Here is a 14,768-nt window from a genome sequence, read left to right as displayed (position 1 = left end):
CGCAAGCGGCGCCGGCAACTAGAAGAAGTGCCCTGACAGACAGAGCCTGATGATGAACTGGACTTGGTTTCACAAGCTTGGGTCGCCCAAGTGGTTCTACGAGATCAGCGGTCGCTGGTTGCCCTGGTTTGCCGTCGCTGCAGCGCTGCTGATCGCCGTCGGCCTGGTCTGGGGCCTGGCCTTCGCGCCGCCGGACTACCAGCAAGGCAACAGCTTCCGAATCATCTATATCCACGTGCCGGCGGCGTTCCTGGCGCAGTCCTGCTACGTGATGCTGGCGGTGGCCGGCGCCATCGGCCTGATCTGGAAGATGAAGATCGCCGACGTCGCCGTGCAGTGCGCTGCGCCCATCGGCGCCTGGATGACCTTTGTCGCGCTGGTCACCGGCGCCATCTGGGGCAAGCCGACCTGGGGCGCCTGGTGGGTCTGGGACGCGCGCCTGACCTCGATGCTGATCCTGCTGTTCCTCTATTTCGGCGTGATCGCCCTCGGCCAGGCGATCGGCAACCGCGACAGCGCGGCCAAGGCCAGCGCCGTGCTCGCCATCGTCGGCGTGGTGAACATCCCGATCATCAAGTACTCGGTGGAGTGGTGGAACACCCTGCACCAACCGGCCACCTTCACCATCACCCAGAAGCCGGCGATGCCCGCTTCCATGTGGGTGCCGCTGCTGATCATGGTGCTCGGCTTCTACTGCTTCTTCGCTGCCGTGCTGCTCGTGCGCATGCGCCTGGAAGTGCTGAAGCGCGAGTCCCGCGCATCCTGGGTTCGCAGCGAGGTAGAGCGCGCATTATGAGTTTCCAGTCGTTCTCCGATTTCCTCGCCATGGGGCATCACGGTCCGTACGTGTGGTCGGCCTACGGCATCAGCCTGGTGGTGCTGGCGCTCAACGTGGCCATGCCGCTGCTGGCCCGCAAGCGTTACCTGCAAGAAGAGGCGCGCCGTCTGCGCCGGGAGGCCAACAAGTGAATCCGGTTCGCAAGAAACGCCTGTACATCGTCCTCGCCATCGTCGCCGGCGTAGGGGCTGCTGCCGCCCTGGCGCTGTCTGCGCTGCAGCAGAACATCAACCTGTTCTACACGCCGACGCAGATCGCCAACGGCGAGGCGCCGCACGACACGCGCATCCGCGCCGGCGGCATGGTCGAGAAGGGTTCGCTCAAGCGTTCGGCCGATTCCCTGGACGTGCAGTTCGTGGTCACCGACTTCGCCAAGGAAGTCACCGTGAAATACCGCGGCATCCTCCCCGACCTGTTCCGCGAAGGGCAGGGCATCGTGGCCCTGGGCAAGCTCGACGAGAACGGCGTGCTGACCGCCGACGAAGTGCTGGCCAAGCACGACGAGAAATACATGCCGCCGGAAGTCACCAAGGCGCTGAAGGACAGCGGCAAGCTCGGCCAGGTCGAGTCCGCCAAGCCCGGCAACGTCGCCCAGGGGAGCAACTGAGATGATCCCGGAACTCGGCCACCTGTCCCTGATCCTCGCCCTGTGCATGGCGCTGGTGATGTCCAGCTTCCCGCTGATCGGCGCCTGGCGCGGCGATCGCCAGTGGATGAGCCTGGCGCGCCCGGCAGCCTGGGGGCAGTTCAGCTTCCTCGTCTTCGCCTTTGCCTGCCTCGCGTGGGCGTTCCTGCATGACGATTTCTCCGTCGCCTACGTGGCCAGCAACTCCAACAGCGCGCTGCCCTGGTACTACAAGTTCAGCGCCGTGTGGGGCGCCCACGAGGGCTCGCTGCTGCTCTGGGCGCTGATCCTCGGCGGCTGGACCTTCGCCGTGTCGATCTTCTCCCGCGAGCTGCCCGAAGAGATGCTGGCGCGGGTGCTGGCGGTGATGGGCATGATCAGCACCGGCTTCCTGCTGTTCCTGATCATCACCTCCAACCCCTTCTCGCGCTTGCTGCCGCAGTCGCCGGCCGACGGCAACGACCTCAACCCGCTGTTGCAGGACCCGGGCCTGATCATCCACCCGCCGATGCTCTACATGGGTTATGTCGGGTTCTCGGTGGCCTTCGCCTTTGCCATCGCTGCATTGCTCGGCGGCCGCCTCGACGCCGCCTGGGCGCGCTGGTCGCGGCCCTGGACCCTGGTGGCCTGGACCTTCCTCGGCATCGGCATCGTGCTCGGCTCCTGGTGGGCCTATTACGAGCTGGGCTGGGGCGGCTGGTGGTTCTGGGACCCGGTGGAAAACGCCTCCTTCATGCCCTGGCTGGTGGGCACCGCGCTGATCCACTCGCTGGCGGTGACCGAGAAGCGCGGGGTATTCAAGAGCTGGACGGTGCTGCTGGCCATCGCCGCCTTCTCGCTGAGCCTGCTGGGCACCTTCCTGGTCCGCTCGGGCGTGCTGACTTCGGTACACGCCTTTGCCTCCGATCCGGAGCGCGGTGTGTTCATCCTCGCCTTCCTGCTGCTGGTGGTCGGCGGCTCCCTGACGCTGTTCGCCCTGCGCGCGCCGGTGGTGAAGAGCCAGGTCGGCTTCGCCCTGTGGTCCCGCGAGACCCTGCTGCTGCTGAACAACGTGGTGCTGGTGGTTACCGCCGCGATGATCCTGCTCGGCACCCTCTATCCGCTGGTGCTCGACGCCATCAGCGGGGCCAAGCTGTCGGTCGGCCCGCCGTACTTCAATGCCCTGTTCATCCCGCTGATGGCGGCGCTGATGCTGGCCCTGACCGTCGGCGTGCTGGTGCGCTGGAAAGGCACTCCGGGCGAATGGCTGCTGCGCATGCTCACGCCTGTGCTGATCGCCACCGTAGTGCTGGGCGGCCTTGCCACCTTCGCCTATGGCGACCTGCACTGGCAGGTGCTGGCAGTCTTCCTGCTGGCCGCCTGGGTGGTGCTGGGCGGCGTGCGTGATTTCCTCGACAAGGTCCGCCACAAGGGTGTGATCGCCGGTGCCGCCAGCCTCAATCGCAGTTACTGGGGTATGCAGGTGGCGCACTTTGGCATTGCCGTTTGCGCCATCGGCGTGGTGCTGACCAGCCAGTTCAGCGCCCAGCGCGACCTGCGCATGGCGCCGGGCGATCGCGTCGAACTGGCCGGCTACCAGTTCGCCTTCGAGGGCACCAAGCACTTCGAAGGCCCCAACTTCACTTCCGACAAGGGCACCATCCGCGTCACCCGTGACGGTAGCGAAGTGGCCGTGCTGCACCCGGAGAAGCGCCTGTACAGCGTGCAGCGCTCGATGATGACCGAGGCCGGCATCCACGGCAGCCTGACCCGCGATCTCTACGTCGCCCTGGGCGAGCCGCTGGACAACGGTGCCTGGGCCGTGCGCCTGCACATCAAGCCGTTCGTGCGCTTCATCTGGCTGGGCGGCTTGCTGACCGCCCTCGGCGGGGTGCTGGCGGCGCTCGACCGACGCTACCGGCTGAAAGTGAAAACCAAGGTGCGCGAGGCCCTAGGTCTCGCCGCCGGACAGGGAGCCTGAATTTGAAGCGTGCGATCCTGCTGTTGCCGCTGGCGATCTTCCTGATCGTCGCGGTATTCCTCTACAAGGCGCTGTGGAAAGACCCGTCCGAGCTGCCCTCGGCGCTGATCGACAAGCCGTTCCCGGCCTTCTCGCTGCCTGGCGTGCTGGAACCGAGCCGCACCTTCACCTTGGCAGACCTCAAGGGCCGGCCGGCGCTGGTCAACGTATGGGGCACCTGGTGCCCGACCTGCCGCTTCGAGCATCCGGTGCTGACCCAGCTGGCGGAGCAGGGCGTGGTGATCGTCGGGATCAACTACAAGGACGACAACGCCGCCGCGCAGAAGTGGCTGAACGAGCTGCACAACCCCTACGTGCTGAACATCGCCGACGCCCAGGGCACCCTGGGGCTGGACCTGGGCGTGTACGGCGCGCCGGAAACCTACCTGATCGACAAGAACGGCATCATCCGCCACAAGCTGGTCGGCGCCGTCGACGAGAAGGTCTGGCGCGAGCAGCTCGCGCCGATCTACCAGGGCCTGGTCGACGAGGCGGGTGGCAAATGAAGCGCCTGCTTGCCGTGGCCCTGCTGGGCCTGACCCTGTGCGGCGTGGCACGCGCCGCGATCGACACCTACGAATTCCCCAACGAAGGCGAGCGCCAGCGTTTCCGCGACCTGACCACCGAGCTGCGCTGCCCTAAGTGCCAGAACCAGGACATCGCCGACTCCAACGCGCCCATCGCCGCCGACCTGCGCAAGCAGATCTACGAGCAACTGCAGCAGGGCAAGAGCGACGACCAGATCGTCGACTACATGGTGGCCCGCTACGGCGATTTCGTGCGCTACAAGCCGCCGGTCAACGAACGCACCTGGTTGCTCTGGTTCGGCCCGGCTGCCTTGCTGGGCTTCGGCGTGCTGGTGATAGGCGTCATGGTTGCGCGTCGCCGCCGCGGCGCCACCGGTCCTGCCGCCACGCTGTCCGCCGAGGAACAGGCTCGTCTGAATCAATTGCTGGATAACCAAGACAAATGATCGACTTCTGGCTCGCCGCCGGCCTGCTGATGCTGGTGGCCATGGCTTTCCTGCTGATTCCGCTGTTGCGTGGCCGTCGCGCCCAGACCGAGGAAGACCGCACCGCCCTCAACGTCGCGCTGTACAAGGAGCGCCTGGCCGAACTGGCCGCGGAACACGCCGCGGGCATTCTCGACGACGCCCAGTTGCAGGCCGGCCGCAACGAGGCCAGCCGCGAACTGCTGGCCGACACCGAAGGTGATGGCGAACGCCGCTCGCGCCTGGGGCGCGTGGCTCCGCTGATCGCCGTGGTACTGCTGCCTTTGCTCGGTCTTGGGCTCTACCTGCACTGGGGCGCCAGCGACAAGCTCGCCCTGGCCCGTGAATTCGCCCAGCCGCCGCACTCGATGGAAGAGATGACCGCGCGCCTGGAGAAGGCCGTGAAGGCCCAACCGGATTCCGCCGAAGGCTGGTACTTCCTCGGCCGTACCTACATGACCCAGGAGCGCTTCACCGACGCCGCCGCCGCCTTCGAGCGCGCCGCCACGCTTTCCGGTCGCCAGGCCGAGGTGCTTGGCCAGTGGGCGCAGGCGCTGTATTTCGCCAATGGCAAGAAGATGGCCGGTCAGCCGCAAACGGTGGCCGACGAGGCGCTCAAGCAGGACCCGCACGAAGTCACCACCCTCGGCCTGCTGGGCATCGCAGCCTTCGAGGACAAGCGCTACGCCGACGCCGCCGGCTACTGGCAACGCCTGGTCGAGGTGCTGCCGGCCGACGATCCTTCGCGCGAGGCGATCCAGAGCGGCATCGAACGCGCTCGCCAACGCCTTGCCGAGCGCGGCGAGAGCCTGCCGGAAGCCCCGGCTGCACCGGCCAGCAACGGTTTGCAGCTGAAGGTCGAAGTCAGCCTGAGCGACGCGGTGAAAGGGCAGGTCAAGCCGGACGACAGCGTCTTCGTCTTCGCCCGTGCGGTGAACGGCCCGCCCATGCCGCTGGCGGTCAAGCGCCTGAAGGTCGCCGATCTGCCGCGCGCGGTCACGCTCAGCGATGCCGACGCCATGATGCCGCAGCTCAAGCTGTCGGCTTTCCCCAACGTCGAACTCGTGGCGCGCGTGTCGCGCGCTGGCAATGCGATCAGCGGGGAATGGATCGGACGCAGCCAGCCGTTGTCTACTGCTGCCGGTGCGGGCGATCAGGCAGTGACAATCGACAGCCCGGACTCGCATTGACCGAAACCCAGCAGGAGGTGCGTCCGTGAACGCCCGGATGATCGCCCTTGCCGCGCTGCTCGCCCTGGGCGGCTGCGCGGCTCAACAGCCCTACAGCGAAAGCCCGGCGCCGATGCCGCAGTCCGGCAGTGGCGCCAAGCCAGCCGGCGCGGCCCAGCCGAATCGTCCGGCGCCGCGCAACGCCATCACCCCGAGCCAGCAGCAGGGCGGCGCGACCAAGGCGCGCACCCATACGCAGTTCGCCCCGCCGCCCGGCGGCAAGGGCCGCTGGGACCCGAACCTGGGCGTCTACGTGATCCAGGGGCAGAAGGACGTGTACTACCGGCAGCGCACCTACTACCACTGGGACAACGGCTGGTTCTGGGGCGTCGGCCCGCAAGGCCCGTGGACCGCCACCGACTCCAGCGGTATCCCGCCGGGGCTGAACAGCCGCTACAACACGCCCTGAGCTGTAGGAGCGACCTTGCTCGCGAACAGCTTTGGTACGGGGTCTTTCGCGAGCAAGAGCTAGGCGCCCCCCTCGCTCCTACGAAGAGCCGCTTGCTCGTCTATTCCAAGGTGCCGCAAGGCGCCGCATCCATCACTTCGACGCGGTTGCGGCCGCTGGCCTTGGCCCGGTACAGCGCCTGGTCGGCGGTGGCGTAGAGGCGCTCGTAGGTACCGCTCACACCGCTTTCGAGGGTGGCGATGCCGAAGCTGGCGGTCAGATAGAGCAGGCCGTCCTTCATCGGCAGCGGCGTTTCCTCGAGCAACTTGCGCAGCTTCTCGGCGATCGCCATGGCCTGCGGCACCGCCGAGTCAGGCAGCAGCAGGAGAAACTCCTCTCCACCCAGGCGCGCCACGCTGTCGGTGCTGCGCATGTGCTTGCGCAACAGGTTTGCGGTGTGGCGAATCACCTCGTCGCCCAGCGGATGCCCATAACGGTCGTTGATGAACTTGAAGTGGTCGAGGTCGATCATCAGCAGGCTTACCGGCATCGGCTGGCGGTCGCAGCGCGCCAGTTCCTGCTTCACCAGCTGATCGAACTGGCGGCGATTGAACAGCCCGGTCAACGGGTCGTGGCCGGCGAGGTACTCCAGTTGCCGGTTCTTCTCCTCGAGCTCCTTGCGCTGGCGTCGCAGGTGCTGGCGCTGGCGCAGGTTGCGCAGGTTGCCGGACCAGAGGATGAGCGACAGCAGGATGCCGATGCCGCAGATGGTCAGGCCGCCCATCTGGTTGGACAGGCGCATCTGCGGATCGGGCTGGGCGAGCTCCATGGCCAGCTCGAAGGCCACGAAGGCGCCGACGTAGAGGGTCGCGGCCGCCAACGGGCGCAACAGCAGGATCAACGCGGCGGCTACGCAGCCCATCAGGAAGGGGGTGATGCTGCTGGTGACCTGCTGATCGAAGAAGGTAATGGTCAGGCCGAACGCCAGCAGAACCCCGGCGGCGCCGGTGCCGAGCGCTTCGCAGTAGAGCAGGGGGGCGGGCTCGGTGCGGCGCCTGGCGTACCAGGCCAGCAACCCGATGCATGCCAGCAGCAGGGCGACCACTGCATGGGTGGCGATGATGCCGTGCCGCCAGCCGTCGAACTCGGCCCGCGTGCCTTGCAGGTTCAGCGAGAACGCCAGGATGTGCAGCAGACCGAAGGGTACGCCGATCAGGGCCAGCCAGGTCAGGCGCTTGAGATTTTCCGAGGCGACCGAGCGGGCGAGCGACGGCGTCAGCCGGTACAGCTGGCGAAGGCGTTGCGAGAAGGGCTGGGACACGGCAGGCCGTCCTTTGCGCAAGGGCATCCGGCTCTGAGCATAGACAGCGCAACCCGGCCTGTCCCGTTGGTCGCCGCATTGCGGCTTGCGGCATCGCGCCCGGGCTGGGCATAGTCCGCTACCTTTCAGGTCAGGCTGGTGAAGGAGAACGAGAATGCGCGAACGAGTGCTGCGACTGTCCGCCGAGGCGGGGCTGGATGCCGAGCGCGATGCCCTGGAGCGCGTGTTCGGTGGTGAATCGGACAGCCGCCTGCTGTTCTGGCGTCCGCTCGAGCAGGCCTTGGTGATGCCGCGCCGGCTCGGTCGCCTGGCGGGTTTCGCCGAGGCTGAAGCGCGCTGCCGCGAACTCGGCTGGCCCATCGCCCTGCGCGATACCGGCGGCGAGCCGGTGCCGCAGTCGCCGGCGGTGCTCAACGTTGCGTTGAGCTACGCGGTACCCGTCGCCGACAACGAGCAGACGCGCATCGATACCGCGTATCGGCGCCTTTGCCAGCCGCTGTGCGACTGGCTCGCTGCGCTAGGCCTGGAAGCCGGCCTGGGCGAGGTCGAGGGTGCCTTCTGTGACGGCCGCTACAACGTCAACATTGGCGGTCGCAAGCTGGTCGGCACTGCCCAGCGCTGGCGCCGCCGAGCGCGTGACGGGCGCTACGTGGTGCTGGCCCACGGCGCCATCCTCATGGAAAACCAGCGAGCGGCGATGGCCGACGTGGTCAACGCCTTCTACCGTGCATGCGATTTGCCGGCGGATATCCGCGCGGAAAGCCACATTGCCCTGGACGAACGGCACTCCCAGCCCTGGGCGCAGGTCGAAGCGCTGGCCGCACACTTCCAGCACCACCTGGCCAGCCAGGGCCTGGAGCTGCCGCCGCTTTAGTTTCATTCGCCCGGCGGCGCTCGCCGGGCTCGTTCTGCCAAGGAGTCTCACGGCATGGAACAGGGTTCCAATTATCTGCAATCGGCGGTGATCTTCCTCATCGCCACCGTCTTCATGGTGCCGTTGGCCAAGCGCCTGCAACTGGGCGCGGTGCTCGGCTACCTGCTTGCCGGGGTGCTGATCGGTCCTTCGGTACTGCGCCTGATCGACAACCCGGAAAGCGTCGCCAGCCTCTCCGAGCTGGGCGTGGTGCTGCTGCTGTTCATCATCGGCCTGGAGCTGTCGCCCAAGCGCCTGTGGGTGATGCGCAGGGCGGTGTTCGGCATCGGCCTGGCGCAGGTGCTGCTCACAGCGCTGGTGATAGGCGCGCTGGTGCACCTGTCATTCGAGTTGCCGCTGAATACCGCGGTAGTGCTCGGTGGCGGCCTGGCGTTGTCATCAACGGCCTTCGGCCTGCAGATCCTCGCCGAACGCAAGGAGCTGAACAGCCCGCACGGGCGCCTGGCCTTCGCCATCCTGCTGTTCCAGGACATAGCCGCGATCCCGCTGATCGCCATGGTCTCGCTGCTCGGCGCACGGGCCGACGATGCAGCGCCGGGCGGTGATTGGCGCCATGTCATCGAAGTGGTTGGCAGCATCGCCGTGGTGGTCATCGGCGGCCGCTATCTGCTGCGCCCGGTGTTCCGTGTGGTCGCGCGCACCGGCATGCCCGACCTTTCGACGGCCACCGCCCTGCTGGTGGTGGTCGGCACCGCCTGGCTGATGGAGCACGCCGGCGTGTCGATGGGCCTGGGCGCCTTCCTCGCCGGCCTGCTGCTGGCCGACTCCGAATACCGCCACGAGTTGGAGTCGCAGATAGAGCCGTTCAAGGGGCTGTTGCTGGGCCTGTTCTTCATCAGCGTGGGAATGAGTGCCGACCTCGGGTTGCTGCTCAGCTCGCCGCTCTGGGTGCTGGGCCTGACCATGCTGCTGATCGGCATCAAGCTGCCGCTGCTGTACCTGCTCGGCCGCCTCAGTGGTGGTCTCGACAACCAGAGCGCACTGCGCCTGGGCATCGTCCTCGCCGCCGGCGGTGAGTTCGCCTTCGTGCTGTTCAAGCTGGCGCACGCCGAAGGGTTGATGGATTCGGGCATGTACGGCCGGCTGGTGCTGTGCATCACCCTGTCGATGGCGGTGACGCCGCTGCTGGTGCTGCTCGCCGGACGCATGATCAAGGCCAAGCCGGAGCCCAAGGGCGAACCGCCGGAGGAGTACACACGCATCGAAGGCGATACACCGCGCGTGGTGATCGCCGGCATGGGCCGCATGGGCCAGGTGATCGCGCGGATCATGCGCGCCCAGCGCGTGCCCTTCATCGCCCTCGACACTTCGGTGGAGAGCATCGAGCTGAGCCGCAGTTACGGCAGCATTCCGATCTTCTACGGCGACCCGCTGCGGCCGGAGATCCTGCGGGCGGCACAGGTCGACAAGGCGGAGTTCTTCGTCGTCGCCACCGACGATCCGCAGGTCAACATCGACACCGCGCGGCTGGTGCGCAAGCTCTATCCGCACGTGAAGATCATCGCTCGCGCGCGCAACCGCCAGCACGTCTACCACCTGCTCGATGCCGGCGCGAGCCCGGTGCGCGAGCTGTTCCATTCGAGCCTGGAAATGAGCCGGCGGGTGCTGGTGGAGATGGGGCTGAGCGAGGAGCAGGCATTGGCGCGCATCCGTCGCTTCCGTCGTCACGACGAGGACGTGCTGATGGCGCAGTACAAGGTCTACGACGACGCCGCGGCGGTGATCCAGACCGCCCGCGAGGCGCGCCTGGAGCTGGAGACCCTGTTCGAGGCCGACCAGCTGGAGGATCAGGGCGTTCGCTGAGGTTCAGCCGCGCACGCGACGGCGCGGCGGCGCATCGATGCGGATCGGCTCGCCGGGCGAGCGCAGGGTCAGCACCGCGATCACGGTCAGCAGCAGGGTGCCGGCCAGGCCGATGGCGCCCATGGCGACGTAGAGCAGCAGCTCCGCCAGGGAGCCGACGATGAGCAGGAAATCCAGGGCTGCCTGCATGATGCGATCCTCCAGTGCCTCGTTCGGGATGCGGGGCGGTCCGGTGAATGCACGCACTGGCTGCCTCGTTCGCCCCGTCCATTGATTCGCGGGGCTTGGACGAATGCTCGCCTGGCCAGGTTCTGAAGAGAATTGAATCTGCCTGCTGGTGACTATCGACGCCGTCGATGGTGCTGAAGCCCTGGAGTCCGGGAGGTAGGGTGCATAACCGCAAGGCGGTTATGCACCCTCGGTGAGATTCAGAAGCGCTCGTTGGGCAGCAGGTAACGCCACTGCCCGGCTTCCAGCTTGCCCATGGAGACGCCGCCCAGGCGCAGGCGACGGATCGCCTCGACCTGCAGGCCCACCGCGCGGCACATGTGGCCGATCTGCCCGGGACGGAAGCCCTTGCCGGCGAAGCGCAGGCGCGTTTCGTTCTGCCAGCTCACCTTCAGCGGCGGCAGCGGCTTGCCTTCGTAGCTCAGGCCGTGGCGCAGGCGCTCCAGGCCGTTGGCGGCGATCTGCCCGCTGACCTCTACCACGTACTCGTGCTCGACGCTGGCCGCGTCCTCGACCAGGCGGCGCAGCACGCCGCGGCTCTGGGTGTAGATCATCAGGCCGCTGGCGTCGGTTTCCAGCGCGGTGGTCGATTCCTGGTGGGCGAAGTGCTTGCGCAGCAGGCGCATGCCGCTGGCGTCTTCGGGCCAACGGCGTTCGGCGCTGAGCAGTTGCTGCGCCGAGTTGGCGCCATTGCCGCTGCCGTAGCCGACCGGCTTGTTCAGCAGGAGGGTCACCGGGTGGATCGGATCGGGGCGGGCGCCGGGGAGCAGCTCGATGCGTTGGTCGGTGACGCGGAAGTGCGCCTCCTCGACAGGTTGGCCGTCCACCGTGACCCAGCCGCCCTCGATATACAGCTCGGCCTCGCGGCGCGAGCAGGGGAGGAGTTCGGCGAGGCGTTTGGACAGGCGGACGGCTTCGGTCATGACGGGCTGCGAATTGCGGAAAGGGCGCCCATTGTAGCCGTTGCGGCGCCCGTGATGCTGGTCATTGACTGGTGCCAGGCTCGGTTGCCGGCGCGCGGTCGCGGACCCAGGCCATGAACAGCTGGAAGCCCAGGGCGAGGAACACCGGGCCGATGAACAGGCCGATGATGCCGCCGGTGATCATGCCGCCCAGCGCGCCGATGAGGATCACCGGCATTGGCACAGCGACCCCGCGGCCGAGCATCAGCGGCTTGAGCACGTTGTCCGAGAGCCCGGCCAGGACCGTCCAGATGGTGAAGATCACCGCGCTGACGGTGCCGTAGTCGCCGCTCCAGAACACGTAGCCGACCGCCGGCAGGGAGACCAGCGCCACCGGCATCTGCACGATGCCCAGCAGCAGCACACCCAGCGAGAGCAGGCCGGCGCCGGGAATACCCATGACGATGAAGCCCAGGCCCAGCAGCAGCGTCTGGATGAAGGCCACGCCGACCACGCCCTGGGCCACCGCGCGGATGGTCGAGGTGCACAGCGCGGCGAGCTCCGGGCCGCGTTCCGGGCCTGAGATGCGGGTTGCGATGTCCTCGGCGGTTTTCGTGCCGAGCGGGCCGTAGACCATGATCACGCAGGCCACGAGGAAGGCGCCGAGGAATTGCATGAGCTCGATACCGACGCCGGCGACCTTGCCCAGCATCACCTTGGCCACCCCTTGCAGGTGCGGTGCCGCCTGCTGCGCGACGCCGAGGAAGTCCTGCGCCACGCGCTGCCAGGCGCTGAACACGTAAGGGCCGACCAGCGGCCAGTCGGCGACGCCTTCAGGTGGAGTCGGGACATGCAGGTCGCCGGCCTGGAAGCGGTGAACCAGGTCGGCCACCGAATCGGCGATGGAGAAGCCGATCATCACCACCGGCACCAGCAGCAGCGCCAGTCCGAACAGCGCCAGGAGCGACGAGGCGAGCACCGCGCGCTGGCCGAGCAGGCGTTGCAGCAGCAACTGCAGCGGGTAAAGGGTGACGGCGAGGATCAGCGCCCAGAGCATCAGGTCGAGGAAGGGATGGAAGATGCGATAGCAGAACACGGCCAGCAGCAGGATCAGGCCGGCGCGGATCAGCACGTCGAGCAGGTTGCGGGATTGCAATCGGTCTGCCGGGGGCAGCATGGCCTCGCTCCTTTGAAGCTCTGAAAAAAGTGCACAGAGCATTGGTCGAGATTGGCCGATTGCCAAGCCTGAACTTGGAAAGTTCTACGTAAACGGGTGGGATGCGACGGGGCGTGCCCGGCGCTTGCCCGCGATTCGCCGTGTTCGGCGTTGCGGCACCGGGCCGCGTCGCGGGCAAGTTCGCTTCAGGACGAAGCGAAGGGCGGGGGATTACTTGCGGTCGAGGCTGATATGACGGCTGACGGCGCCGCCAGGCTGACCAGTAACGCCCTTGGCGATCTCCTGGATCTCGCCGCCAGCGTTGAGGAACGCGGCTACCTGGGCTTCCAGGGACTCACGGCTGGTGACGGCCGCGGCGGGTTTCGGGGTGGCTTTCTGCCGGGTGGCGGGCTTGCGGATCATGCTTGCCATTACCTTTAAATCGCAAAACGGCCGGCCAGTATACAGGAACGGCGCCGCCTCCGGGGCAGAAACTGCCCGAACGGTCATGGGCCCCGGCGTCGCCGTCGTCCGGTACGGGTGCTAACCTCGACGCTTCCAACCGCGCAGCGAGTCCTCCATGTCCCTGCTTTCCTCCCGTCAGCGCACGGCTTTGCGCCTGGCTCGCGGGTTTCTCGCCCCCTACCGCTGGCAAGCCGCCGGAGCCCTGCTGGCGCTGGTGGTGACGGCGGCCATCACGCTGTCACTGGGGCAGGGTATCCGCCTGCTGGTCGACCAGGGCTTCATGACCCAGTCGCAGCAGCTGCTGAACCGTTCCATCGGGCTTTTCTTCCTGCTCGTGGTGGGGTTGGCGGTAGGCTCCTTCGCACGCTTCTACCTGGTGTCTTGGATCGGCGAGCGGGTGGTTGCCGACATGCGCAGGCGGGTCTTCGACCACCTGATCGAATTGCACCCCGGCTTCTATGAAAGCAACCGCGCTTCGGAGATCCAGTCGCGCCTGACCGCCGACACCACGTTGCTGCAGACGGTAATTGGCGCGTCCTTGTCGATGGCATTGCGCAACGCGTTGATGCTGGTCGGCGGAGTGGTACTGATGTTCGTCACCAGCGCCAAGCTCACCAGCATCGTGGTCGCCGCGCTGCCGCTGGTGATCGCGCCCATCCTGCTGTTCGGTCGCCGCGTGCGCGAGCTGTCGCGGCAGAGCCAGGATCGCGTCGCCGATGTCGGCAGCTATGTCGGCGAAACCCTCGGCCAGATCAAGACGGTGCAGGCCTACAACCACCAGGCGCAGGACCGCGAGCGCTTCGGCGCCACCGTGGAGGCTGCCTTCGCCACGGCGCGCAAGCGCATCCTGCAGCGCGCCTGGCTGGTCAGCGTGGTCATCCTCCTGGTGCTGGGCGCGGTCGGGGTGATGCTCTGGGTCGGCGGCATGGACGTGATCGCCGGGCGCATCAGCGCCGGCGCGCTGGCCGCCTTCGTGTTCTACAGCCTGCTGGTCGGCATGGCATTCGGCACCTTGAGCGAGGTGCTCGGCGAACTGCAGCGGGCCGCTGGTGCTGCCGAGCGCATAGCCGAACTGCTGCGTGCGCGCAGCGAAATCGTCCCGCCGACCAGCGACCTGCTGCAGCTACCAGAACGCGTGGAAGGGCGCATCGAACTGCGAGGCCTGCGTTTCGCCTATCCGACGCGTGCCCAGCACTGGGCTATCGACGGTATCGATCTGGACGTGCGCCCCGGTGAGACCCTGGCCCTGGTCGGGCCATCCGGCGCCGGCAAGTCGACGCTGTTTGACCTGCTGCTGCGTTTCTTCGACCCGCAGCATGGCGAAATCCGTATAGACGGCCGACCCATCGCTCGCCTCGATCCGCGCGACCTGCGCCGCTGCTTCGCCCTGGTGTCGCAGAACCCGGCCTTGTTCTACGGCACGGTGGAAGAGAACCTGCGCTACGGCCGCCCCGACGCCAGCGACGCAGAGGTGCAGGCCGCGGCCCGTGCGGCGCATGCCGACGAATTCATCCGCCGTCTGCCGGACGGCTACCGCACGCACCTGGGCGAGGCTGGCGTAGGCCTGTCGGGCGGCCAGCGGCAACGCCTGGCCATCGCCCGCGCATTGCTGGTGGATGCGCCCATCCTGCTGCTCGACGAAGCCACCAGCGCCCTCGACGCGGAAAGCGAGCACCTGATCCAGCAGGCCTTGCCAGGCCTGATGAGCGGGCGCACGACACTGGTCATCGCCCACCGCCTGGCCACGGTGCTGGGCGCCGACCGCATCGCGGTGATCGATCATGGTCGTCTGCTGGCGCTGGGCAGCCACGCCGAGCTTGTAGCCGGCAACCCGCTGTATGCGCGCCTGGCGGAATTGCAGTTCGGCCAGGCGCAGAGCGTGTAGAATG

The 14,768-nt window shown here is 67.3% G+C and carries 16 protein-coding genes; 11 read left to right on the top strand and 5 right to left on the bottom strand.

Going from position 1 to position 14,768, the window contains the following annotated elements; all coding sequences use genetic code 11:
• Positions 1 to 49 precede the first annotated feature (49 nt).
• From ACA097_RS04395 to ACA097_RS04360, 8 genes are read left to right on the top strand one after another with little or no spacing between them, the layout of a single operon-like run.
• Complete coding sequence (locus ACA097_RS04395; RefSeq protein WP_156958007.1) at positions 50 to 796, top strand: heme ABC transporter permease; 747 nt, start codon at positions 50 to 52, stop codon at positions 794 to 796.
• Positions 793 to 969, top strand: coding sequence for a heme exporter protein CcmD (gene ccmD, locus ACA097_RS04390; protein WP_043250728.1), 177 nt, complete (start codon positions 793 to 795; stop codon positions 967 to 969). The genes ACA097_RS04395 and ccmD overlap by 4 nt, the downstream gene beginning before the upstream one ends.
• Entirely contained in the window at positions 966 to 1,445 is a 480-nt protein-coding gene (gene ccmE / locus ACA097_RS04385) for a cytochrome c maturation protein CcmE (protein ID WP_043250730.1), read from the top strand. The genes ccmD and ccmE overlap by 4 nt, the downstream gene beginning before the upstream one ends.
• A gap of 1 nt (position 1,446) precedes the next feature.
• On the top strand, positions 1,447 to 3,423 hold the full coding sequence (locus ACA097_RS04380; RefSeq protein WP_043250732.1) for a heme lyase CcmF/NrfE family subunit: 1,977 nt from the start codon (positions 1,447 to 1,449) through the stop codon (positions 3,421 to 3,423).
• A 2-nt stretch (positions 3,424 to 3,425) separates the two neighbouring features.
• On the top strand, positions 3,426 to 3,968 hold the full coding sequence (gene dsbE, locus ACA097_RS04375) for a thiol:disulfide interchange protein DsbE (protein ID WP_371368736.1): 543 nt from the start codon (positions 3,426 to 3,428) through the stop codon (positions 3,966 to 3,968).
• Positions 3,965 to 4,435, top strand: a complete 471-nt coding sequence (gene ccmH / locus ACA097_RS04370; protein ID WP_160286260.1) for a cytochrome c maturation protein CcmH — start codon at positions 3,965 to 3,967, stop codon at positions 4,433 to 4,435. The genes dsbE and ccmH overlap by 4 nt, the downstream gene beginning before the upstream one ends.
• Positions 4,432 to 5,643 (top strand): c-type cytochrome biogenesis protein CcmI, encoded by a 1,212-nt coding sequence (gene ccmI / locus ACA097_RS04365; protein ID WP_160286261.1) that lies wholly within the window; start codon positions 4,432 to 4,434, stop codon positions 5,641 to 5,643. Before ccmH ends, ccmI begins: the two co-directional genes overlap by 4 nt.
• Before the next feature lie 37 nt (positions 5,644 to 5,680).
• Positions 5,681 to 6,091, top strand: coding sequence for a hypothetical protein (locus tag ACA097_RS04360; protein WP_371370478.1), 411 nt, complete (start codon positions 5,681 to 5,683; stop codon positions 6,089 to 6,091).
• 100 nt (positions 6,092 to 6,191) lie between these two features.
• Here ACA097_RS04360 and ACA097_RS04355 read toward each other — a convergent pair whose 3' ends face one another.
• Positions 6,192 to 7,391: a GGDEF domain-containing protein gene (locus tag ACA097_RS04355; RefSeq protein WP_371368733.1), complete on the bottom strand. Its 1,200-nt coding sequence runs from the start codon at positions 7,389 to 7,391 to the stop codon at positions 6,192 to 6,194.
• 154 nt (positions 7,392 to 7,545) lie between these two features.
• Here ACA097_RS04355 and ACA097_RS04350 point away from each other — a divergent pair, with 154 nt between their 5' ends.
• Entirely contained in the window at positions 7,546 to 8,265 is a 720-nt protein-coding gene (locus ACA097_RS04350) for a lipoate--protein ligase family protein (RefSeq protein WP_371368731.1), read from the top strand.
• Positions 8,266 to 8,319: 54 nt separating this feature from the next.
• A complete protein-coding gene (locus tag ACA097_RS04345; RefSeq protein WP_371368729.1) occupies positions 8,320 to 10,128 on the top strand; it encodes a monovalent cation:proton antiporter-2 (CPA2) family protein in 1,809 nt (602 codons plus the stop codon).
• A 3-nt stretch (positions 10,129 to 10,131) separates the two neighbouring features.
• Here ACA097_RS04345 and ACA097_RS04340 read toward each other — a convergent pair whose 3' ends face one another.
• The 4 genes from ACA097_RS04340 to ACA097_RS04325 all read right to left on the bottom strand — a co-directional run bounded on the left by ACA097_RS04340 (position 10,132) and on the right by ACA097_RS04325 (position 12,837).
• Positions 10,132 to 10,374 carry a hypothetical protein gene (locus ACA097_RS04340; protein ID WP_043250751.1) on the bottom strand — a complete coding sequence of 81 codons (243 nt, stop codon included), beginning with the start codon at positions 10,372 to 10,374 and terminating at the stop codon, positions 10,132 to 10,134.
• A gap of 182 nt (positions 10,375 to 10,556) precedes the next feature.
• The gene (locus ACA097_RS04335) at positions 10,557 to 11,279 is read right to left on the bottom strand and encodes an rRNA pseudouridine synthase (protein WP_043250753.1); all 723 of its coding nucleotides are present in this window, start codon (positions 11,277 to 11,279) and stop codon (positions 10,557 to 10,559) included.
• 61 nt (positions 11,280 to 11,340) lie between these two features.
• Positions 11,341 to 12,435 carry an AI-2E family transporter gene (locus tag ACA097_RS04330; protein ID WP_043250756.1) on the bottom strand — a complete coding sequence of 365 codons (1,095 nt, stop codon included), beginning with the start codon at positions 12,433 to 12,435 and terminating at the stop codon, positions 11,341 to 11,343.
• Positions 12,436 to 12,645: 210 nt separating this feature from the next.
• A complete protein-coding gene (locus ACA097_RS04325) occupies positions 12,646 to 12,837 on the bottom strand; it encodes a hypothetical protein (protein WP_043250759.1) in 192 nt (63 codons plus the stop codon).
• Positions 12,838 to 12,994: 157 nt separating this feature from the next.
• Here ACA097_RS04325 and ACA097_RS04320 point away from each other — a divergent pair, with 157 nt between their 5' ends.
• Positions 12,995 to 14,764, top strand: a complete 1,770-nt coding sequence (locus tag ACA097_RS04320) for an ABC transporter transmembrane domain-containing protein (protein ID WP_371368726.1) — start codon at positions 12,995 to 12,997, stop codon at positions 14,762 to 14,764.
• Positions 14,765 to 14,768 lie beyond the last annotated feature (4 nt).

This window comes from Pseudomonas sp. QL9, assembly GCF_041409665.1.
In the GTDB taxonomy this organism is placed as follows: Bacteria; Pseudomonadota; Gammaproteobacteria; order Pseudomonadales; family Pseudomonadaceae; genus Pseudomonas; species Pseudomonas knackmussii.
This window is presented reverse-complemented; position numbering and strand designations above follow the sequence as displayed.